This window comes from Bradyrhizobium denitrificans, assembly GCF_013179005.1.
Classification (GTDB): domain Bacteria; phylum Pseudomonadota; class Alphaproteobacteria; order Rhizobiales; family Xanthobacteraceae; genus Bradyrhizobium; species Bradyrhizobium denitrificans.
In genome coordinates this window covers 221,948-239,171 of sequence record NZ_JABFDP010000007.1, presented here as the reverse complement: position 1 = coordinate 239,171, position 17,224 = coordinate 221,948, and the positions used below count along the sequence as shown (strand labels likewise).

The following is a 17,224-nucleotide window of genomic DNA, read 5'->3' as shown; positions in this document are numbered from 1 at the left end:
TCTTGACGACTTCTCCTTCCGTCTACGCCCGCTTTCGCGACACCGCGCTGCGGTTCGGTCCATCGGCATTTCTCAACGTGCTGACGGAGACCGCCGCGAATTACGGCATCGCGCCCGGCGAGATCAGCTATGCCACCATGCTCGCGCGGGTGGACGCGTGGCAGGCTGCGTTCGCAGAACGGGGCTATGGCGAGGGCCATCGGGTCGGGCTGCTGCTTCAGAACAGACCGGTCTTCGTCGAGCTGTGGTTCGCGCTCAACGCGCTCGGGGTCTCGGTCGTCCCGATCAACCCGGATCTCCGGCTCAGCGAGCTCGAATACATCATCGCGCATTCAGACATGAATGCGGCCTTCGTCCTCGCCGAACGGCGCGAGGAGGTGGAGGCGGCTGCGCGCAATGCCGGCCGTCCAATCCCGGTGGTGACGGTCGAGGACGACATCCCCGCGCCGTTTGGCGGCCCGCATCCGTCTCGGGCCGGCGATGCATCTTCCGAATGCGCATTGCTGTATACGTCGGGGACGACAGGTCAGCCGAAGGGCTGCGTGCTCACCAATACCTACTACCTCTACAGCGGAGACTGGTATCGGGACGTCGGCGGGTTGATCGATCTCAGGACTGGTCGCGAGCGGATGATCACGCCGTTGCCGCTGTTTCACATGAACGCCATGGCCGTATCGCTGATGGCGATGTTGTCGGTCGGCGGCTGTCTCACGATGCTGGATCGCTTCCATCCGCGCTCCTGGTGGGACTCGGTCAAGGAAAGCCGCGCGACCTGCCTGCACTATCTGGGCGTCATGCCGTCGATGTTGATGAGCGCGCCGGCATCGGCGGAGGATCGCGCGCATTCGGTGCGCTTCGGCTTCGGGGCCGGCGTGGACAAGCTCCTGCATGCGCCGTTCGAGGAGCGTTTCGGCTTCCCGCTGCTGGAAGCCTGGGCGATGACCGAGACGGGAAGCGGCGGCGTCATCGCCGCCAATGTCGAGCCGCGCAAGGTCGGCACCAGCTGCTTCGGGCGGCCGTCCGCTGACATCGAGATCCGCATCGTCGATGACAGCGGCAAAGAGACGCCGGCGGGATCGCCGGGCGAATTGCTGGTGCGGCGGGCGGGCCCGGATCCGCGCTACGGCTTCTTCCGGGAATATCTGAAGAACCCGGAAGCCACCGCGGAAGCGTGGCAGGGCGGATGGTTTCATACCGGTGATATCGTCTCCCGCGACGACGATGGCGATCTGCATTTCGTCGATCGCAAGAAGAACGTCATCCGCCGATCGGGCGAGAATATTGCCGCGGTCGAGGTCGAGTCGGTCCTCAACCGCCATCCTGCAGTCCGGCAGGCCGCGGTGGCAGCGACACCTGACAAGGTTCGTGGCGACGAGGTTGCGGCGGTCATCATTGCGGAGCAGGGCGGTGCGGACCGCAAACTGGCCGAGGAGATCGTCCGCTGGAGTCTCGCGCAGATGGCCTATTACAAGGCTCCGGGCTGGATCTGCTTCGTGGACCGTTTGCCGTTGACGGCAACCGAGAAGATCCAGCGCGGCGGACTGAAGGATCACGTCGCCAGACTGATGCAGGATGGCGCGTTCTTCGATCTGCGTGATCTCAAGCGGCGGCAGGTGTGATGACCATGCAGCAGACCTCCGGTCCAAGACGGACCACGCTCATCACCGGTGGAAATTCCGGGATCGGCGAGGAATTGGCAAAGAGGCTCGTCGCGAGGGGGCAGCGCGTGGTCTCGGTCGGCCTGGACAAGCCGGACTGGACGCATGACTTGCTCGCGGCCTATCGCGCCGACCTGACCAGCATCGACGCCACGCGCGCGATCGCGCAGGAGATCTGTCAGGCCCATGCCGTTGATTGTCTCGTGCATAATGCCGGCGTGATCCTTCCCAATCTTCTGCCCGATGCCAAGCCGGAAGATATTCTGACGCTTGCGCAGTTGCATCTGGGAGCGCCGATGCTTCTGACACAGGCGGCGCTGGACGGAATGCGCGCGCGTCGGTTCGGACGAATTGTCTTCGTGAGCTCGCGCGCGGCGATGGGCGCGGTGACGCGCTCGGCCTATTCCGCGACCAAGGCCGGAGTCCATGGGATGGCGCGGACCTGGGCGCTCGAACTCGCGTCCGGGGGCATTACGGTGAACGTCGTCGCCCCAGGCCCGATCCTGACGGATAATTTCTGGGGCGTCATTCCCAAGGGATCGGAGCAGCAGGAGCGGATGGCGCGCAACATCCCCGTGGGACGGCTCGGCGCGCGCGAGGACGTGGCCCATGCCATCGAATTCTTCCTCGACGAGCGTTCCGACTTCGTGACCGGACAAGTGCTGTATGTCTGCGGCGGCGCCAGCCTGGTCGGCCTCGGTCCCTGACCTCGGCAGGTCAGATGTCGTTCTGCCGGATGTTGGTGACCATCTTGGCGAGCACGCGCGCGCAGATCTCGATCTCGTCGGGGTCGATGCCCGCGGTCAGCCGATCATAGTTTCGTTCCATGATCGGCCAGACCTTTCGCAGCAAGGCTTCGCCGTCCGGAGTGAGGCCCACGACCCGCCGGCGCTGATCCTCCTCGGCAATCTCCCGCTTCACGAGGCCCGACGTCACCATGGATTCGACCATGCGGCTCGCGGTCGACTGTTCGGTCACGGCGAGAACGGCGACCTCATTGACGGTGAGGGTCTTGTAGATGAACAGCACCGACAAGGTTCGGAATACGACGTTGTTGATGCCGTGCTCGCTGAGATCACGGTTCTGATCGAGGTTCCAGCGATTGGCGAGCCGGTTGAGGAGATAGGGAATGTAGCTCTGCAGCTGGTCTCGCGTCCGAGGTGGTCCCGATTTCCACCGATTCCTGGAGTCCTTGGCCATTAGGTCCTGCGATTCTGATTTTTCTGCTCGGAGCGGACTTTGGAGGAGATCGACCGTAGGATCGAAAGCGCGGCCTCCAGTTCGTGAGTCGGGACATCTTCGAGGCGCTGTCGCAGATGCCTGTTGTGCACGCCAGCCGCCTTCCTGAACACCGCTTCGCCCTTGGGCGTCAAGCGAACAATGAACGAACGCCGATCCTCGTTCGACATCTCCCTGCTGATGAGCTCGTCCGCCGCCAGACGTTGCACCAGCCCTGACACATTGCCGCCCGACACTTTCAGGTTCTGCGTCAACCGCCCGAGCGTCAGACCGTCAGGATAGCGGGCGAGCTGAGCGAGCGCATCGAACTTCGCCAAGGACAAGCCCAGTTCCGCGATCATCGCCGCGTTCAGGGCGGCAAACAGCTCGCCGTGAAGCGACAGAAGTTGCAGCCAGAACCGGGTCTCGGTCTGTCCGGTGGCGGGCGTGGTGGCCTTCTCGCGTGCTGCAGACATGGCGTCCCGTCGAGTAGGGGCAGTGAACGGCAAGATGCGCAGCCGGCGCGATCAGGCGAAAGACTTGATGGTCCGGATCACGCCGTCGAGCTCGGTGCCCGCGCTGTCCTTCAGCGCGGCTTCCCGCAGCCGCCGTGCCCAGTCGGCGGCATCCTCGCGCCGCTCGATCAGCTTGATCGCTGCAAGCGTGCGGTCGAACTTCGAAAGACCTCTTCCGTGCGTATCGGAATAGCCCTTCACCAGACGGCGGCATTGCAGGATTTCGACGCCCAGCTGGTAATTGCTCCGGACGGCCGCTGTGGCGGCCGCGAGCCATTCGTCCCGGTGCGCCGTCTCGACAGCGTGACGCAGGGTGGCGCGGCGCAGGCCGCGGAACCCGCCGACGGCATAGAGGGCCAGGAACCAGGGGAGGGAGTAGGTCCGGACCCGGCGCCCTTTGCTGACGCGGCGGTCGAGCCAGCCGACCAGACGCGGCTTGCCGCCGAGCCAGCGGCCGAGGCGCGCTGGCAGCATGCCGATCACCTCCTCCATCCGGGGATGCATGAATTCGGTCGTCTGCAGCACGGAATCCTGCGACAATTCGAGTTCATTCGCGATCCGTGCGCGGCGGCCCGCCCGTGTTTTCAGATCGGCGACCCGGATGACGTCATCATAGGCCATGGCGTTGGCGAGGTATTTCGCCGCGGCCTCGGTGAAGGCGAACGCCTTGTCGCCGCCGCCGCATTGGCGGTCGGCCGCCAGCAACCTGTCGAGCAGATCCAGATATTCGCTGCCGTAAGCGAGATCCTGGAAGTCGATAACCTTCTTCAGTCCGGCCAGCGCCATGGCCTGCACAGGGGCCGGGAATTGCTGCTTGAGGCGCGTGACAAGGGCGGCGAGACCCGGCTCCATCGGAGCGGGAGCCGGGCGGGTGGCCTCCGCCGGTTCTGGTGCCGCGGCCGCGAAGGATCCCGTCTGAACCTGGGCGAGGGCGGCATCGAAGGTCCGCAGGCTGGCATTCGCGCCCTTGCCGCCGGCGCGGATCACTGCGCGAAAGCTCTCCACATTGAACGGCAGAACGCCGGCCGCGGCGAGGGCGCCGAACATCGCCGCCGAAATGACGCTGCCATGGGCGATCGCCAGCGCATTCATGTCGAAGACGATCTCGGTCTTGGCCGCGATGCCGATCGCGCCGGTCACCGCGCCCTGGTCGGCGATGCCATTTCCCGGCGCGATCTTCTCGGCGATCGCGAATGAGCGATGATCCGACGCGATCAGCGTGGTCCGGTCCGGGGTCACGAGGCCGCGCAGGATCGAGCGGCCGGCCTCCATGAATTCGGCCGCCATGACGACGTCGACGTCGCCGGGAGTCGGCGTGAGCGCGAGCACAGGCTTGCGGCCATCGAGCGGCGGCATCGCTTCGATGTAATAGATGGTCGCGCCGGTGCGTTGGGCGACGCCGGGAACCGATGTCGATTGCGCGACCCAGCCCTGGTCCTCGGCGAGCTGAACGATCCAGTCGGTGAGCACGCCGCCGCCCTGGCCACCCATCGCCACGATGGCAATCGAGATCGGCCGTTCGGTGGCATCGCCAGCCGCGGGAAGCGCCAGGCGGGTGGATTCGTCTCTCATGCCAGCGCCTCGAGCACGGGGCGCTTGCGGTCTCGCCGCTGCTGCAGCCAGCCGATCACGGCCATGCTCAGCTTGGATTTGAACCTGTCCCAGCGCGTCGGATTATGGATGACATCGGCGCGGTAGAAGGACGGGCAGAGCACGGCCGCCTCCGCGACCTCGCCGCAATTGCCGCAGCCGACGCAGGAATTGTCGATGGCGGCGACGGGATCATCCCGCAGCGGATCGTCGAGCTGCTTCACGGACAGCGACGGACAGCCGGAGAGCCGGATACAGGCATGGTCGCCGGTGCAGACGTCTTCATCGACGCCGAACCGCTCCTTCACGGTGCGCACACCGTCCTTGATGGCCTTGTTGATCTGCGGCCGCACGCGACGCTGCTTGTTCAGCATGCATTCGGAGGACGCCACGATGACCTTCGGGCCTTCTGCCTTCGTGGTCAGCGCCTCCTTGAGGGTGTCGCGCATCCGGCCGACGTCATAGGTGCGATCGATCTGCCGGACCCATTGGCCGCCAATGCCCTTGACGGCCTGCACGATCGAATTGTTGGTCTTGCGCCGCGTATTGGTGGCGCGCGAGGACAGGATGTCCTGGCCGCCGGTGGCCGACGTGTAGTAGTTGTCGACGATGACGAACACGCCGTCGTGCTTGTTGAACACGGCATTGCCGATGCCGCTGGTCAGTCCATTGTGCCAGAAGCCGCCATCGCCCATCACCGCGATCGCGCGCTTGTCAGCCTTCACGTTGAAGGCCGAGGTCGAGGCGGGACCGAGGCCGAAGCCCATGGTCGTTGCGCCGATGTTGAAGGGCGGAAGAATCGAGAACAGATGGCAGCCGATGTCGGCCGAGACATGGTGCTGGCCGAGCTCCTCCTCGACGAGCTTCATGGCAGCGAAGATCGGCCGCTCCGGACAACCGGTGCAAAGTCCGGGGGGACGGGCCGGTACGACCTGTTTCAGCCTCTCCACGGCAGGATGGTTGAGCACGGGCGTGGCATCGGGAGCGGGCGGCCGATTGCCGAGCAGTCTTGGCTCGCACCTCTCCAGAAAGTCGCGGACGCCGCCAAGCAGGACCTGCGCAGTATAGTCGCCTCCCATGGGCAACACGTCCTTGCCATGAATGCGTGCCTGAATGTCCTTCCGCCGGAGCACGGTGTTGATCGCCTGTTCGAGATATTCCGGCTGACCTTCCTCGACGATCAGCACGGCCTCCTTGTCCAGGCAGAACTCCGCGACCTCGCTGTCGATCACCGGATAGGTGACGTTCATGACATAGAGCGGAACCTGGGTGTTGCCGTAAGCGTCGGAGAGGCCGAGATATTGCAGCGCGCGGATGACGTTGTTGTACATCCCGCCCTGCATGATGATGCCGACCTTGCCCTGCTTCGGTCCGAACTGTTCATTCAACCTGTTCTCGTGAACGAACCGGATCGCTGCCGGCATCCGGGTCTTGATCTTCTCCTGCTCATGCTCGTAGGCCGCCGGCGGCAGCACGATGCGGTTGACGTCGCGCTTGGGATTGTTGAGGGCGTCCTTGATAGTGTGGCGCGGCTTGAGATTGTCCTTGCAGACGAAGCTTCCGTGCATGTGGCAGGCGCGAACACGAACCTCGAGCATGACGGGTGTGTTCGAATATTCCGAGAGCTCGAAGCCCTTCTCGATCAGATTGACGATGCATTCATGATCGGGGCGCGGGTCGAGCAGCCACATCTGCGACTTCATCGCGAAGGCATGCGTGCGCTCCTGCATGATCGAGGAGCCTTCGCCGTAATCCTCGCCGACGATGATCATCGTGCCGCCGGTGACGCCGCCCGACGCGAGGTTGGCCAGCGCATCGGAGGCGACATTGGTCCCCACGGTCGATTTCCACGCCACCGCGCCGCGCAGGGGATACATGACCGACGCCGAGAGCATCGCCGCCGCCGCCGCTTCGTTCGCCGAACTCTGGAAGACGACGCCAAGCTCATCGAGGACATCCTTGGCGTCGGCGAGCACGTCCATCAGATGCGAGATCGGCGATCCCTGGTAGCCGCCGACATAGGCTACTCCCGACTGCAACAGCGCCTTGGTGATTGCGAGGATGCCTTCGCCGCGAAAGGTGTCGCCGTGCCCAAGCCGGAGATCCTCGACCTCGCGCGCAAAAGAACGTTCCGCCATTGCACCCTCCAGAAATATGCGATATCATAATTTTACATGTGAAATAAGTCAACGCGGTTAAGCGTTGCCGATCCTTCCGGAGCATCGCTCCGGGACGTTACCACAGGCCGGTGACGGCGCGGTCCGGATGCTGAAACACTCTGGTTTCAGGGCTGCCGCGGTCCAGGCCTCACCCCGCCTGTCTCGACGCAAGCGCGACCGCTGCCAAGGCCGCATTGGTGGACGAGGCCGCCGCCAGACACGCCGTGACGCACACATGGAGGGAAGAATGCGCGAGAACGTCATCGGTCGGGCCAATGTCGAGGATACGCCCGAGCTACAGGCCTACTACAAGGATCTGGAGAAATACGAGGCGGGAGCGCTCTGGACGGTCGCCAACAAGATCGAGCCATGGCAGCCGCAATCTGCGTCCGTTCCCGTGCTCTGGCGCTACCAGGATCTGCGCGAGCATGTGCTCCGGTCGGTGGAGCTGGTCTCCCCGGAGAAGGCGGGACGCCGCGTGATCTATCTCAACAATCCGGGCCGCCGGGACGTGTCGGCCGCGGTCGGCTGGCTCTATTCCGGCCTGCAGGTGATGCATCCCGGGGAGGTCGCTTCCGCGCATGCGCACTCCGCCTCCGCCCTGCGCTTCATCATGGAGGGGACGGGCGCCTACACCATCGTCGACGGCCACAAGATGACGCTCGGCGCGCGCGACTTTGTGCTCACGCCGAATGGGACCTGGCACGAGCATGGGGTCGAGGCCGGCGGCTCCGTCTGCATATGGCAGGATGGTCTCGACATTCCGCTGGTCAATGCGCTGGAGGCCAATTTCTTCGCTGTGCATCCAAAGATCCAGCAGGAGGAGTCCGGCTATCCCGTGGACGATATGACCAAGACCTGGGGCAATCCCGGTCTTCGTCCGGCGGACTCGCGATGGTCGAAGGGCTATTCGCCGATGTTCAAATATGAATGGGAGCCGACTTACGACTCCTTGCGGAAGTATGCTGCCGCGACCGACGGGTCGCCCTTTGACGGAATTCTGATGAACTACGTCAATCCGATCACCGGCGGGCACGTGATGCAGACGATCGGCGCCAGCATGCAACTGCTCCGGCCCGGTGAAAAGACCAAGTCGCATCGGCACACCGGCAGCTTCATCTATCAGGTCGCCAAGGGACGGGGGTATTCGATCGTCGCCGGCAAACGGCTGGATTGGCAGGAGCGCGATATCTTCTGTGTCCCGTCCTGGGCCTGGCACGAGCATGGCAATGCGTCGGACAGTGACGACGCCTGCCTGTTCAGCTTCAACGACCTCCCGGTCATCGAGGGGCTTGGGTTCTATCGGGAAGAGGCCTACGGCGACAATTCAGGCCATCAGCCCGCAGCGTCCTGAGCCTTCAACAGTTCCACCAGAAAAGCCGGATCGTCACGTCATGCGCCTTGTTACTTACACCCTGGGCTCCAGCGGCGCCCGTCTGGGTGCTCTCGTCAATGGACTGGTCGTCGATGTCGAGCGCCTCGGTGCCTCGCACCATCTCTCGTGGCCGAACGACATGCTGTCGTTCATCGACAATAGCGTCACGCTTCTTCCCGCGCTCGGGCAATGCCTGGACAGCGGAAGCGGATCTCTGCCGAGCGGTTCTGCCGTCCCGGTCGAGGACGTCAAATTGCTGGCTCCCATTCCCCGTCCGCGAAAGAACATTTTCGGCATCGGCCTCAACTACCGCGCCCATGTTGCGGAGTCCGCCAAGAGCCTGGACACGGACAAGGATCTGCCGAAGCAGCCGGTGGTCTTCTCCAAGCCGCCGACCGCGGTGATCGGGCCGGGCGCGGCCATCCAGCACAATGCGAAGATGACGCAGCAGCTCGACTGGGAGGTGGAGCTCGCGGTGATCGTCGGCAAGACCGCAACGCGCATTGCGGTCGTAAATGCGATGAAGCATGTCTTCGGCTATTCGGTGATGATCGACATCTCCGCGCGCGATAATCGTCGCGCCGGCCAGTGGATTTTCTCGAAGGGCATGGACACCTACGCGCCCTTCGGCCCGTGCATCGTGACCGCCGATGAGATACCCGATCCGCACGATCTGCGTCTCTGGCTCACGAAGAACGGGCAAACGAAGCAGGATTCGAACACCAAATACATGATCTTCGACATTCCAACGCTGATCACGGACATTTCTTCGGGAATGACGCTGGAGCCCGGCGACATCATCGCGACCGGAACGCCCGATGGCGTCGGCGCCGGAATGACACCGCAGGAATGGTTGTGGCCGGGCGACGTGGTCGAGGCCGGCATTGACGGGATCGGGGTCATCAGGCACCCGGTGGTGGCGATCTGATGAGCCGGTTCTCATTCGAGCGCGAGCTGAGATTCGGCGACTGCGACCCTTCAGGGATTGCCTACTTCCCGTCCTATCTCGACATGCTCAATGGAGTTGTCGAGGAGTTCTGGGCGACGATCGGCTTTCCCTGGCAGGAGCTGATCACGGTCCGCAAGATCGGGACCCCCACGGTGCATCTCGACTGCGATTTCTCGGTCCCGTCGCTGTTCGGCGACCGGCTGACCTTCGAGCTCCGCATCAAGCGCGTCGGCCGGGCATCGCTTCAACTGGGCCACGTGATATCGGGATCGGATGGCGCCCGATGGACCGCAAATCAGATCCTGGCTGCAACATCCTTGGTTGATCGCCGTGCCATTCCATGGCCGGACGACGTTCGTGCGGCGCTTGTGAAAGGCCTGGAGATCGCGGCCGACGGAGCACGATCCATCGCATGATCTCATGTTTCATGACCTTTGCTGACATGGCCGGCGAGCGGCGGATCAGTGCCGGGGATCTCGCGGCCGCGATCGAGGCAGTCGCGTCGATCCCGGATATGACGGAAGGGCTGCTGTTTACGCCACTCGAGCAGTCCGTCGATCATCCCTATCGCGCCGACGGTGCCGGACCGGCATTTGCACTGCAACTGCGCTTTCCGGACTTGCCGACCTGTGAGGCTGCCCTGAACAGGGGCGGCATTCTCTCTGGCCTGGCAACGGGCAGGGGGCTGTCGAGCCTTGCTGGATTGGACGTCACGCATCAGGTGATGGTGACGCGACGTTTCCCTGTCGATGTCGCCACGCATCCGGACGGCACGGTGAGACCGTGCAGCTATCTCGTTCATTATCCGGGGCCAGCCGACGACATGAACGCCTGGAATCTGCACTATATCGAGCACCATCCCGCGATCATGCGGACGTTTCCGGATGTCCGCCAGATCGAGATCTATACGCGGGTCGATTGGATCGACCGGCTGCCCTCACGACGCGTCGAGCACATGCAGCGCAACAAACTGGTGTTCGACAGTCCGGACGCGCTGGCGCGGGCGCTGAGTTCCGATGTGATCAAGCGGATGCGGGAGGACTTTCTCCGCTTCCCGCCATTTGCGGGCGGCAACAAGCATTTTCCGATGCTGACCACGACGGTCCGTCCCGGCACGGCACATCCATAGCGTGGCGAGCGTTGCTGCCCGCTTGGACGATTTGTCCACGCGCCGCGGCCAGCCCGTCACACCATCGCGTCAATGGCCGCCGAGATAGGCTGTGATCAGCCGGGGATCGTGGATCAGGTCCTTGGCCGGGCCCGACTGGACGATCTCGCCGGTCTCGAGCACATAGCCGTAATCGGCCGTCTCGAGTGCCGCGCGAGCGTTCTGCTCGACCAGCAGGATGGACACGCCGAGATCGCGCAAGGACGCGATGGTGCGGAAGATTTCGCGCACGATCAGCGGAGCAAGACCAAGGCTGGGCTCGTCCAGCATGAGCAGCTTCGGCTTGGCCATCAATGCCCGTCCCAGCGCCAGCATCTGGCGTTCACCGCCGGAGAGTGTTCCGGCAGTCTGGCGTTGCCGCTCCCGAAGCCGGGGGAAGCGATCATACACCTCGTCGAGCGCCTGGCGGACACCCGAGCGATCGCGCAGGCTGTAGGAGCCGAGCAGGAGATTGTCCGCGACCGTCATGTCGGAGAACAGCTCGCGCTTTTCCGGAACGAGACACAGCCGCCGCTCGACGCGGTTTTCGACCGACATCCTGCCGATCTCGCTGCCCTGAAAACGGATCCGGCCGCGCGACGCGAGCAGCCCGATTGCCGCCATCAGCAGCGTGGTCTTGCCGGCCCCGTTCGGGCCGATCACCGTGACAATCTGTCCTTCTTCGACCGACAGCGACACGTTGCGGACCGCTTCGACATGGTCGTAACAGACGGTCACATCCGTCATAGCGAACATCGGGCTCACGCGACGCCTCCGAGATAGGCTTCTTGAACCCGCTCGTCGTTCCGGATCGCGGCGGGGTCGCCTTCGCAGAGCTTGGATCCGAAATCGAGCACGACGATGCGATCGACCAGGGACATCACGAACTCCATATCGTGCTCGACGATCAGGATGGTCAGGTGGTCATTCCGCAACGACCTGAGCAGTTCGGCCAGCCGCAGCTTCTCCTGGCGGCGAAGTCCGGCAGCCGGTTCGTCGAGCACCAGCAGCGCCGGGTCCGCGGCGAGGGCCCGCGCGATCTCCAGGATGCGTTGGTTGCCGAGCGGCAGGTTGCCGGCGATGTCGAACGGCTTGTCGCCGAGCCCGACGCGCTCCAACTGACGCAGCGCTTCGAACTGCGCACTGGCCTCCTCGCGCCGGTTGAGGCGCAAGGCGCTCGCGAGCAGGCCGGTGCGGGTCCGAGCATAGGTGCCGAGCATCACGTTTTCGAGCAGGCTCATCCGCGGCCTGAGCTTGACGTGCTGAAACGTTCTGGCGATGCCCGCCTTGGCGATCCGCGATTGCGCCTCACGGGTGATCGAGCGTCCAGCAAAGACGATGTCGCCCTTGTTGACGCGGAGCGCGCCCGTCAGACAGTTGAACATGGTGCTCTTGCCGGCGCCGTTCGGCCCGATCACGGCCAGGATCTCCCCGGAGCGCACGTCGAAGCTCACATTGTTCACGGCGACAAGGCCGCCGAAACGTCGCTCGGCACCGTCCACTTTGAGCAGCAGCTCTCCAGGCGCAGGCTGTGCACGGCGCGGCAGGGCAGGGGCGGGTTGCGGCCGATCGCGACGCAGCTTCGGCAGATAGCGCCCGACGAATGGCACGATCCCCTGCCGGGCCCATTGCAGGAACAGGATGAACAGCGCGGAGAAGGCGACGATCTCAAGCTGGCCGGATGCCCCCTTGGCGATCAATGGCAGATAGTCCTGGACGCTGTTCTTGAGCAGCGTCACGATCGCGGCGCCGACGACGCCCCCAAGCAGACTTCCTGCGCCGCCGACCATCGACATCATGAGGTACTCGATGCCCATGCCGGCATCGAACGGGCCGGGACTGATGAAACGGCTCATATGGGCGTAGAGCCAGCCGGACAGGGCCGCCAGAAACGCCGCGATGACGAAGATCAGCAGCTTGATCCGGAACGCACTGATGCCGAGGCTCTCGACCAGCGTGTTGCCGCCCCGCAACGCGCGCATCGCGCGGCCGAGGCGCGAGTCCAGCAGATTATATCCGATCCAGAGAACGGCTGCGACGATGCCCCAGATCAGGAAATAGACCTGCGCGCTGGAGACCAGGGCATAGGACCCGAAGCTGATCGGCGGAATCGATGCGATGCCGTTGAAGCGTCCGAGCCCTTCCACATTGCCGAACAGGAAGCCGATCGCGAGCCCCCATGCCACGGTGCTGAGCGAGAGGAAATGCCCCTGCAGCCGAAGGGTGGCGAGCCCGAGCAGGGTCGCGATGCTGCAGGTCAGCGTCAACGCCAGGAGGAGGCCGACCCAGGGGGAGTGTCCGTTGAGGGCCGACACCCAGGCGGTGGCATAGGCCGCGATCCCGACGAAAGCCGCCTGTCCGAACGAGACGATGCCGCCGACGCCGGTGAGAAGCGCGAGGCCGATCGCGACCAGCGAATACACCCCGATATAGTTCATCAGCGTGATCGTGAACGGGGGCAGGAGGAAGGGCGCGGCAGCAAGGCACAGCATCGCCACCATTGCCGCCAGTTGGACGTGAAGACGGGTCATTCTTCGATCTCCTCCTCGGAATGCAGGGAGGATAGGGACCGCCAGATCAGAATCGGGATCAGGAGCGAGAACACGATGACATCCTTCAGCGCGCTGCTCTCGAAGGATGCGAAGCTTTCGAGAATGCCGACGCCCACGGCGCCGATCGCCGCTCCGGGATAGCTGGTCAGGCCGCCCACGATCGCGCCGACGAAAGCCTTGAGGCCGATCAGGAAGCCGGAATCGTAGAACACGGTGTTCACCGGCGCGATCAGGATGCCCGACACGCCGGCCATCAGCGAGCCGAGGAGGTAGGCGATGGTCCCGGCGCGTGCCGGCCGGATTCCCATCAGGCGCGAGCCGGTCCGGTTCACGGCGGTGGCGCGCAGCGATTTGCCAACCAATGTGAAGTCGAAGAACAGATAAAGTAGACCGCTGAAGACGAGCGCCGCGATCACGATCAGCATGGTCTGACCGGAGATGAGCATGCCGGCAATCTCGGTCGACAGCGAGGTCAGCGGTTCGGTGCGCACGCCCTCAGGTCCGAAAAACAGCAGGCCAAGACCGACCAGTGCAAAATGCAATGCGACCGAGACCGTCAGCAACAACAGCACCGTGCCGTCGGCGATCGGACGAAACACGATCCGGTCGAGAAGGGGAGCGATCGGGGTGATCAGCATCAGTGCGAGCACGAGCCGGACCGCCAGTGGCGGATCCATGCGGGTCGCGATCCAGGCTGCGCCGACGATCGCGCATGGCAGAGCGAGATAAAGCAGCAGCGCGCGCGGCACGAGCCGCGGCTCGTTCGTGCGCAGCAGCGAAATGATTTCCACGAGGGTTGCGAGGCAGGCCAGCACCAGAACGAGCGTTCCGGTGCCGGGAAACCGCTTCGCATCGAGAGCAGCCAGCGTCAGCGCGGTGAACGCGGCAATATCGCCGAACGGAATGAAGATGACGCGGGTGACCGTGAAGATCAGCACGGTTCCGATCGCCACCAGCGCATAGACTGCGCCGGTGGCGATGCCGTCGATCGCAAGAATGGCGGCGATATCGCTCGTCATGACGGCGCGCTTCCCCGTTCCGAGTGGTGGTCAGTCGTCGAATTATGGCGCATACTTCCACGCGCCATCGGTCAGGCGAACGATGACGAGAGATCGTTCGTCCACGCCCGTGACCGCTCCCGGCTTGAAATTGTAGATGGCGTGGACGCCGGGCAGTTCCCGGGTGCTGAGAATGGCGTCGCGCAGGGCGCCGCGGAATGCGCTGGTGCCGGGCTTTGTGGTTTTGAGTGCCTGTTCGGCGGCGTTGGCGAAGATGAGCCAGGCGTCGAACGAATAGGCGGAGAAGCCGTCCGTCGTCGGAATATTATGGGTCTTCTGGTAGACCGCGCGGAAATCCAACGCGAGCTTCTTGGCGAAATGATCGTCCGGGAGCTGCTCGGCCACGATCACCGGGCCGGCCGACACCTGGATCCCTTCGGCGGCCTTGCCGCCGACATGGACGAAATCCGGATTGACCAGGGCGACCGTGCCATACGTCTTGCCTTTGAAACCCCGCTCGGCCAAGCTCAGGAGAGGCAGCGCACCCTGCGTGCCCGAGCCGCCGTCGAGGACGGCATCCGGCCGGGCCGCGAGCACCTTCAGCGTTTGCGCCGTCACCGACGTGTCCGTCCGAGCATAACGCTCGTTGGTCTGCACCTTGATGTCATCGGTGGCTTCGGCCGCCTTTGCGCCGTTATAGACGAGATCGCCCCAGGCGTCGGAGAAGCCGATATAGCCGATGTTCTTCATGCCATCGCGCTTCATGCGGTCGGCGACGATCTTGACCAGCAAGGATGCGGGTTGTGGGACCGAGACGACCCATTGCTCCGGCGATTCCGGCAGCTTGCCGATCGGCGACACCGCGATCATCGGCACCTTCAATTCGCTGGCGACGGCGGCCATCGCGATGGTCGAGGGAGCCGTGGCCGTGCCGATCAGGAGGTCGACCTTCTCCTCTTCCACGAGCTTGCGCGCATTGCGGGTTGCGGCGGATGGGTCGGATCCATCGTCCAGCTGGATCAGACGAATGGTCTCGCCATTGATCACCTTCTTGTATTCATACGCCGCTGCGATGCCGCGGCCATACGGAATGCCGATCGAGGCGCCGGGGCCGCTCAGCGATGTGACGAAACCAATGGTTATGTCGGCCTGAGCAGCTGTTGCCGCAAAGACGCCGGCGACAAGCGCGAGTATGCTCACAGTCCTTCGCATTTGCGTTCTCCTCCTGGGGTGACCGGTTTGGGAAGCTTGCTCCCCGCCGGGAGCTGACACAATGATCGGAGACGATGCTGCAGCGCCGCAGGCCGGGCGCACCGATGAAGGGCTGCTTGGCGGGCGTCAGCGGTCATGGCATCGGCTGCTGTCGAAGCCGCGTTGCCATGCGAGAGACCCGGAAGCGCTTTCGGGCATCGCCTGAGGAGCGCTGCAGCCGCGACGCGAGAGCGACGATGCTGCCGGCGGCTCTGTGACTGTCCAGGCGATCGAGAGTCTCAAAATCGGTGCCCTGCAACATCGGTGTCTGGGCCCAGCGGCTGCGCCGATGGATTAGTTAAAGCCTAAAGTATTATTGGCGAAGCCGTCAACACGCGCCGGCGTTTCGTAAGAAAAAAATGTTATTGCATACATTTTCGTCAGGCTGCGCCGATTGCCGCGCCATCGCCCGCCGAGCAATGTGCAGTCTGGCCGGCTGTCGTCCAACTGCCCGCGTATCGCGCTGAGCGCATTGACGCACCAATTAGTTTATGATTGAAATTTCTACGGCGGCAGATCGAGGATGGATCTTCCGACGTCCGGGGAGAAGGGCGATGCGCATCTTCTGGCAGAGCTTCGTTGATGCGAGCGTGAATGCGCCCTACATGGCGCGGCTGTCGGAGTACCTCAACGCGATCGCGGCGCCTGGCACGAGCGTTCACGTCGAAGGAATCTCGCCGCCTGATCGCGAATTCGGTCGCCTCGCGGAGTTGCGCTGTGCGATTCAGGCCATCGACAACGGCATCGCAGCCGAACAGGGCGGGTTCGACGCTTTCGTCATGGGACACTTTCAGGATCCCGGGCTTTATGAGCTTCGCTCCGCGCTCGACATTCCGGTGATCGGGACAGGGGAGGCGACCCTGCTTGCCGCCTCGCAGCTCGGCAGGCGGCTTGGCCTGGTGACGCTCGATCCCGTCTTCGAGGTCTGGCATTATGAGCAGGCCGAACGTTACGGTCTCGGTGGTCGCATTGCCCATGTTGTCGGGCTTGGTTGCAAGCCCGAGGATTTTGCCGCCGCGTTTGCCGGCGACCAGGAGGCGCAGGCGCGGATGATCAGGGACTTCGTGGCGTGTGCGCGTCCGCTGCTGGAGCGCGGCGCCGATGTGGTGATTCCCGCCGGCGTGCTGCCGGGGCTGTTGATCGGCCGTGAACACGGTTTGAAGATCGATCACGCGCCGGTGGTCAATTGCGCGGCGGTCGCCTTGAAGAATGCCGAGATGTGGGTGCAGCTCAGGCGGCTCAACGGGACCGAGCCGAGTCGCGGCCCCAGCTTCAGCCGGGCCAGCGCGCTCGCCCGCGAGGATTTTCGCGCGCTGCTCGCTTGCAACACGCAATTGTGCCGGGAGCCGAGTCCCGCGGTGGAGACCAAGAATGGTGCAGCCTGAAAAGATCCTCTACGAGACCGAGGTCACGGCGACGGGTGGCCGCGACGGGAAGGCTGCGAGCGCGGATGGCTTGCTGTCGGTGTCGCTGTCCTTGCCGAAAGCGCTGGGTGGGCCCGGCGGTGAGGGAACCAATCCGGAGCAGCTCTTTGCCGCCGGCTATGCGGCGTGTTTTCTCGGCGCGGTCAAGCTCGTGGCTCGTACCAGGAAGATGACGCCGTCCGCCGAGCCGTCGGTCACCGCGAAGGTTGGGATGGGCCCGATCCCGGTCGGCTATGCGCTTGCGGTTGAGCTCAGGGTCAGCCTGCCGGGCATCGAGAAGTCTCTGGCCGAGGAGATCGTTGCTGGTGCGCATGAGCGCTGCCCCTATTCGAATGCGACGCGTGGCAATATCGACGTGAAGCTGACGGTGGTCTGAAGCGCTAATCCG

General features: G+C 64.0%; 16 protein-coding genes. 8 read left to right on the top strand and 8 right to left on the bottom strand.

The window, feature by feature from the left end; genetic code table 11:
• Window positions 1-2 precede the first annotated feature (2 nt).
• Together HL671_RS09825 and HL671_RS09820 are read left to right on the top strand one after the other, a co-directional pair.
• Window positions 3-1,619, top strand: a complete 1,617-nt coding sequence (locus HL671_RS09825; protein WP_172236289.1) for an ATP-dependent acyl-CoA ligase — start codon at window positions 3-5, stop codon at window positions 1,617-1,619.
• Between the two features lie 5 nt (window positions 1,620-1,624).
• The gene (locus tag HL671_RS09820) at window positions 1,625-2,365 is read left to right on the top strand and encodes an SDR family NAD(P)-dependent oxidoreductase (RefSeq protein WP_172236288.1); all 741 of its coding nucleotides are present in this window, start codon (window positions 1,625-1,627) and stop codon (window positions 2,363-2,365) included.
• Between the two features lie 10 nt (window positions 2,366-2,375).
• Here HL671_RS09820 and HL671_RS09815 read toward each other — a convergent pair whose 3' ends face one another.
• The 4 genes from HL671_RS09815 to HL671_RS09800 are packed head-to-tail and all read right to left on the bottom strand — an operon-like array spanning window position 2,376 to window position 7,119.
• Window positions 2,376-2,858: a MarR family winged helix-turn-helix transcriptional regulator gene (locus HL671_RS09815; protein ID WP_012043364.1), complete on the bottom strand. Its 483-nt coding sequence runs from the start codon at window positions 2,856-2,858 to the stop codon at window positions 2,376-2,378.
• Window positions 2,858-3,385: a MarR family winged helix-turn-helix transcriptional regulator gene (locus HL671_RS09810; RefSeq protein ID WP_244424424.1), complete on the bottom strand. Its 528-nt coding sequence runs from the start codon at window positions 3,383-3,385 to the stop codon at window positions 2,858-2,860. Before HL671_RS09810 ends, HL671_RS09815 begins: the two co-directional genes overlap by 1 nt.
• A gap of 18 nt (window positions 3,386-3,403) precedes the next feature.
• Window positions 3,404-4,963, bottom strand: a complete 1,560-nt coding sequence (locus HL671_RS09805; protein ID WP_172236287.1) for an indolepyruvate oxidoreductase subunit beta family protein — start codon at window positions 4,961-4,963, stop codon at window positions 3,404-3,406.
• Window positions 4,960-7,119 carry a thiamine pyrophosphate-dependent enzyme gene (locus HL671_RS09800; protein WP_172236286.1) on the bottom strand — a complete coding sequence of 720 codons (2,160 nt, stop codon included), beginning with the start codon at window positions 7,117-7,119 and terminating at the stop codon, window positions 4,960-4,962. The genes HL671_RS09805 and HL671_RS09800 overlap by 4 nt, the downstream gene beginning before the upstream one ends.
• A 268-nt stretch (window positions 7,120-7,387) precedes the next feature.
• Here HL671_RS09800 and HL671_RS09795 point away from each other — a divergent pair, with 268 nt between their 5' ends.
• From HL671_RS09795 to HL671_RS09780, 4 genes are read left to right on the top strand one after another with little or no spacing between them, the layout of a single operon-like run.
• Window positions 7,388-8,494 (top strand): cupin domain-containing protein, encoded by a 1,107-nt coding sequence (locus HL671_RS09795; protein ID WP_172236285.1) that lies wholly within the window; start codon window positions 7,388-7,390, stop codon window positions 8,492-8,494.
• Between the two features lie 40 nt (window positions 8,495-8,534).
• Entirely contained in the window at window positions 8,535-9,443 is a 909-nt protein-coding gene (locus HL671_RS09790; protein WP_172236312.1) for a fumarylacetoacetate hydrolase family protein, read from the top strand.
• The gene (locus HL671_RS09785) at window positions 9,443-9,880 is read left to right on the top strand and encodes an acyl-CoA thioesterase (protein ID WP_172236284.1); all 438 of its coding nucleotides are present in this window, start codon (window positions 9,443-9,445) and stop codon (window positions 9,878-9,880) included. Before HL671_RS09790 ends, HL671_RS09785 begins: the two co-directional genes overlap by 1 nt.
• A gap of 11 nt (window positions 9,881-9,891) precedes the next feature.
• Entirely contained in the window at window positions 9,892-10,593 is a 702-nt protein-coding gene (locus tag HL671_RS09780) for a hypothetical protein (RefSeq protein WP_244424426.1), read from the top strand.
• A gap of 69 nt (window positions 10,594-10,662) precedes the next feature.
• Here the strand turns inward: HL671_RS09780 and HL671_RS09775 are convergent, their stop codons facing one another.
• Genes HL671_RS09775 through HL671_RS09760 form a run of 4 tightly spaced genes read right to left on the bottom strand, consistent with a single transcriptional unit; the run spans window position 10,663 to window position 15,373 of the window.
• Window positions 10,663-11,376 (bottom strand): ABC transporter ATP-binding protein, encoded by a 714-nt coding sequence (locus tag HL671_RS09775; RefSeq protein WP_172236283.1) that lies wholly within the window; start codon window positions 11,374-11,376, stop codon window positions 10,663-10,665.
• On the bottom strand, window positions 11,373-13,142 hold the full coding sequence (locus HL671_RS09770) for a branched-chain amino acid ABC transporter ATP-binding protein/permease (RefSeq protein ID WP_172236282.1): 1,770 nt from the start codon (window positions 13,140-13,142) through the stop codon (window positions 11,373-11,375). The genes HL671_RS09775 and HL671_RS09770 overlap by 4 nt, the downstream gene beginning before the upstream one ends.
• The gene (locus tag HL671_RS09765; RefSeq protein ID WP_172236281.1) at window positions 13,139-14,182 is read right to left on the bottom strand and encodes a branched-chain amino acid ABC transporter permease; all 1,044 of its coding nucleotides are present in this window, start codon (window positions 14,180-14,182) and stop codon (window positions 13,139-13,141) included. Before HL671_RS09765 ends, HL671_RS09770 begins: the two co-directional genes overlap by 4 nt.
• 42 nt (window positions 14,183-14,224) lie before the next feature.
• Window positions 14,225-15,373, bottom strand: a complete 1,149-nt coding sequence (locus tag HL671_RS09760) for an ABC transporter substrate-binding protein (protein ID WP_041750656.1) — start codon at window positions 15,371-15,373, stop codon at window positions 14,225-14,227.
• Between the two features lie 593 nt (window positions 15,374-15,966).
• Between HL671_RS09760 and HL671_RS09755 the strand changes: the two genes are divergently transcribed.
• Both HL671_RS09755 and HL671_RS09750 read left to right on the top strand, forming a co-directional pair.
• On the top strand, window positions 15,967-16,797 hold the full coding sequence (locus HL671_RS09755) for an aspartate/glutamate racemase family protein (protein WP_012043376.1): 831 nt from the start codon (window positions 15,967-15,969) through the stop codon (window positions 16,795-16,797).
• Window positions 16,784-17,212, top strand: a complete 429-nt coding sequence (locus tag HL671_RS09750) for an organic hydroperoxide resistance protein (RefSeq protein WP_172236280.1) — start codon at window positions 16,784-16,786, stop codon at window positions 17,210-17,212. Before HL671_RS09755 ends, HL671_RS09750 begins: the two co-directional genes overlap by 14 nt.
• The last annotated feature ends 12 nt before the right edge of the window (window positions 17,213-17,224 follow it).

Excerpts from the sequence above, each read along its gene's own strand:
- HL671_RS09820 (WP_172236288.1), top strand. The coding sequence starts at position 1,625 with ATGCAGCAGACCTCCGGTCCAAGACGGACCACGCTCATCACCGGTGGA.
- HL671_RS09815 (WP_012043364.1), bottom strand. The coding sequence starts at position 2,858 with ATGGCCAAGGACTCCAGGAATCGGTGGAAATCGGGACCACCTCGGACG.
- HL671_RS09805 (WP_172236287.1), bottom strand. The coding sequence starts at position 4,963 with ATGAGAGACGAATCCACCCGCCTGGCGCTTCCCGCGGCTGGCGATGCC.
- HL671_RS09800 (WP_172236286.1), bottom strand. The coding sequence starts at position 7,119 with ATGGCGGAACGTTCTTTTGCGCGCGAGGTCGAGGATCTCCGGCTTGGG.
- HL671_RS09795 (WP_172236285.1), top strand. The coding sequence starts at position 7,388 with ATGCGCGAGAACGTCATCGGTCGGGCCAATGTCGAGGATACGCCCGAG.
- HL671_RS09790 (WP_172236312.1), top strand. The coding sequence starts at position 8,535 with ATGCGCCTTGTTACTTACACCCTGGGCTCCAGCGGCGCCCGTCTGGGT.
- HL671_RS09785 (WP_172236284.1), top strand. The coding sequence starts at position 9,443 with ATGAGCCGGTTCTCATTCGAGCGCGAGCTGAGATTCGGCGACTGCGAC.
- HL671_RS09780 (WP_244424426.1), top strand. The coding sequence starts at position 9,892 with ATGACCTTTGCTGACATGGCCGGCGAGCGGCGGATCAGTGCCGGGGAT.
- HL671_RS09770 (WP_172236282.1), bottom strand. The coding sequence starts at position 13,142 with ATGACCCGTCTTCACGTCCAACTGGCGGCAATGGTGGCGATGCTGTGC.
- HL671_RS09765 (WP_172236281.1), bottom strand. The coding sequence starts at position 14,182 with ATGACGAGCGATATCGCCGCCATTCTTGCGATCGACGGCATCGCCACC.
- HL671_RS09760 (WP_041750656.1), bottom strand. The coding sequence starts at position 15,373 with ATGCGAAGGACTGTGAGCATACTCGCGCTTGTCGCCGGCGTCTTTGCG.
- HL671_RS09755 (WP_012043376.1), top strand. The coding sequence starts at position 15,967 with ATGCGCATCTTCTGGCAGAGCTTCGTTGATGCGAGCGTGAATGCGCCC.
- HL671_RS09750 (WP_172236280.1), top strand. The coding sequence starts at position 16,784 with ATGGTGCAGCCTGAAAAGATCCTCTACGAGACCGAGGTCACGGCGACG.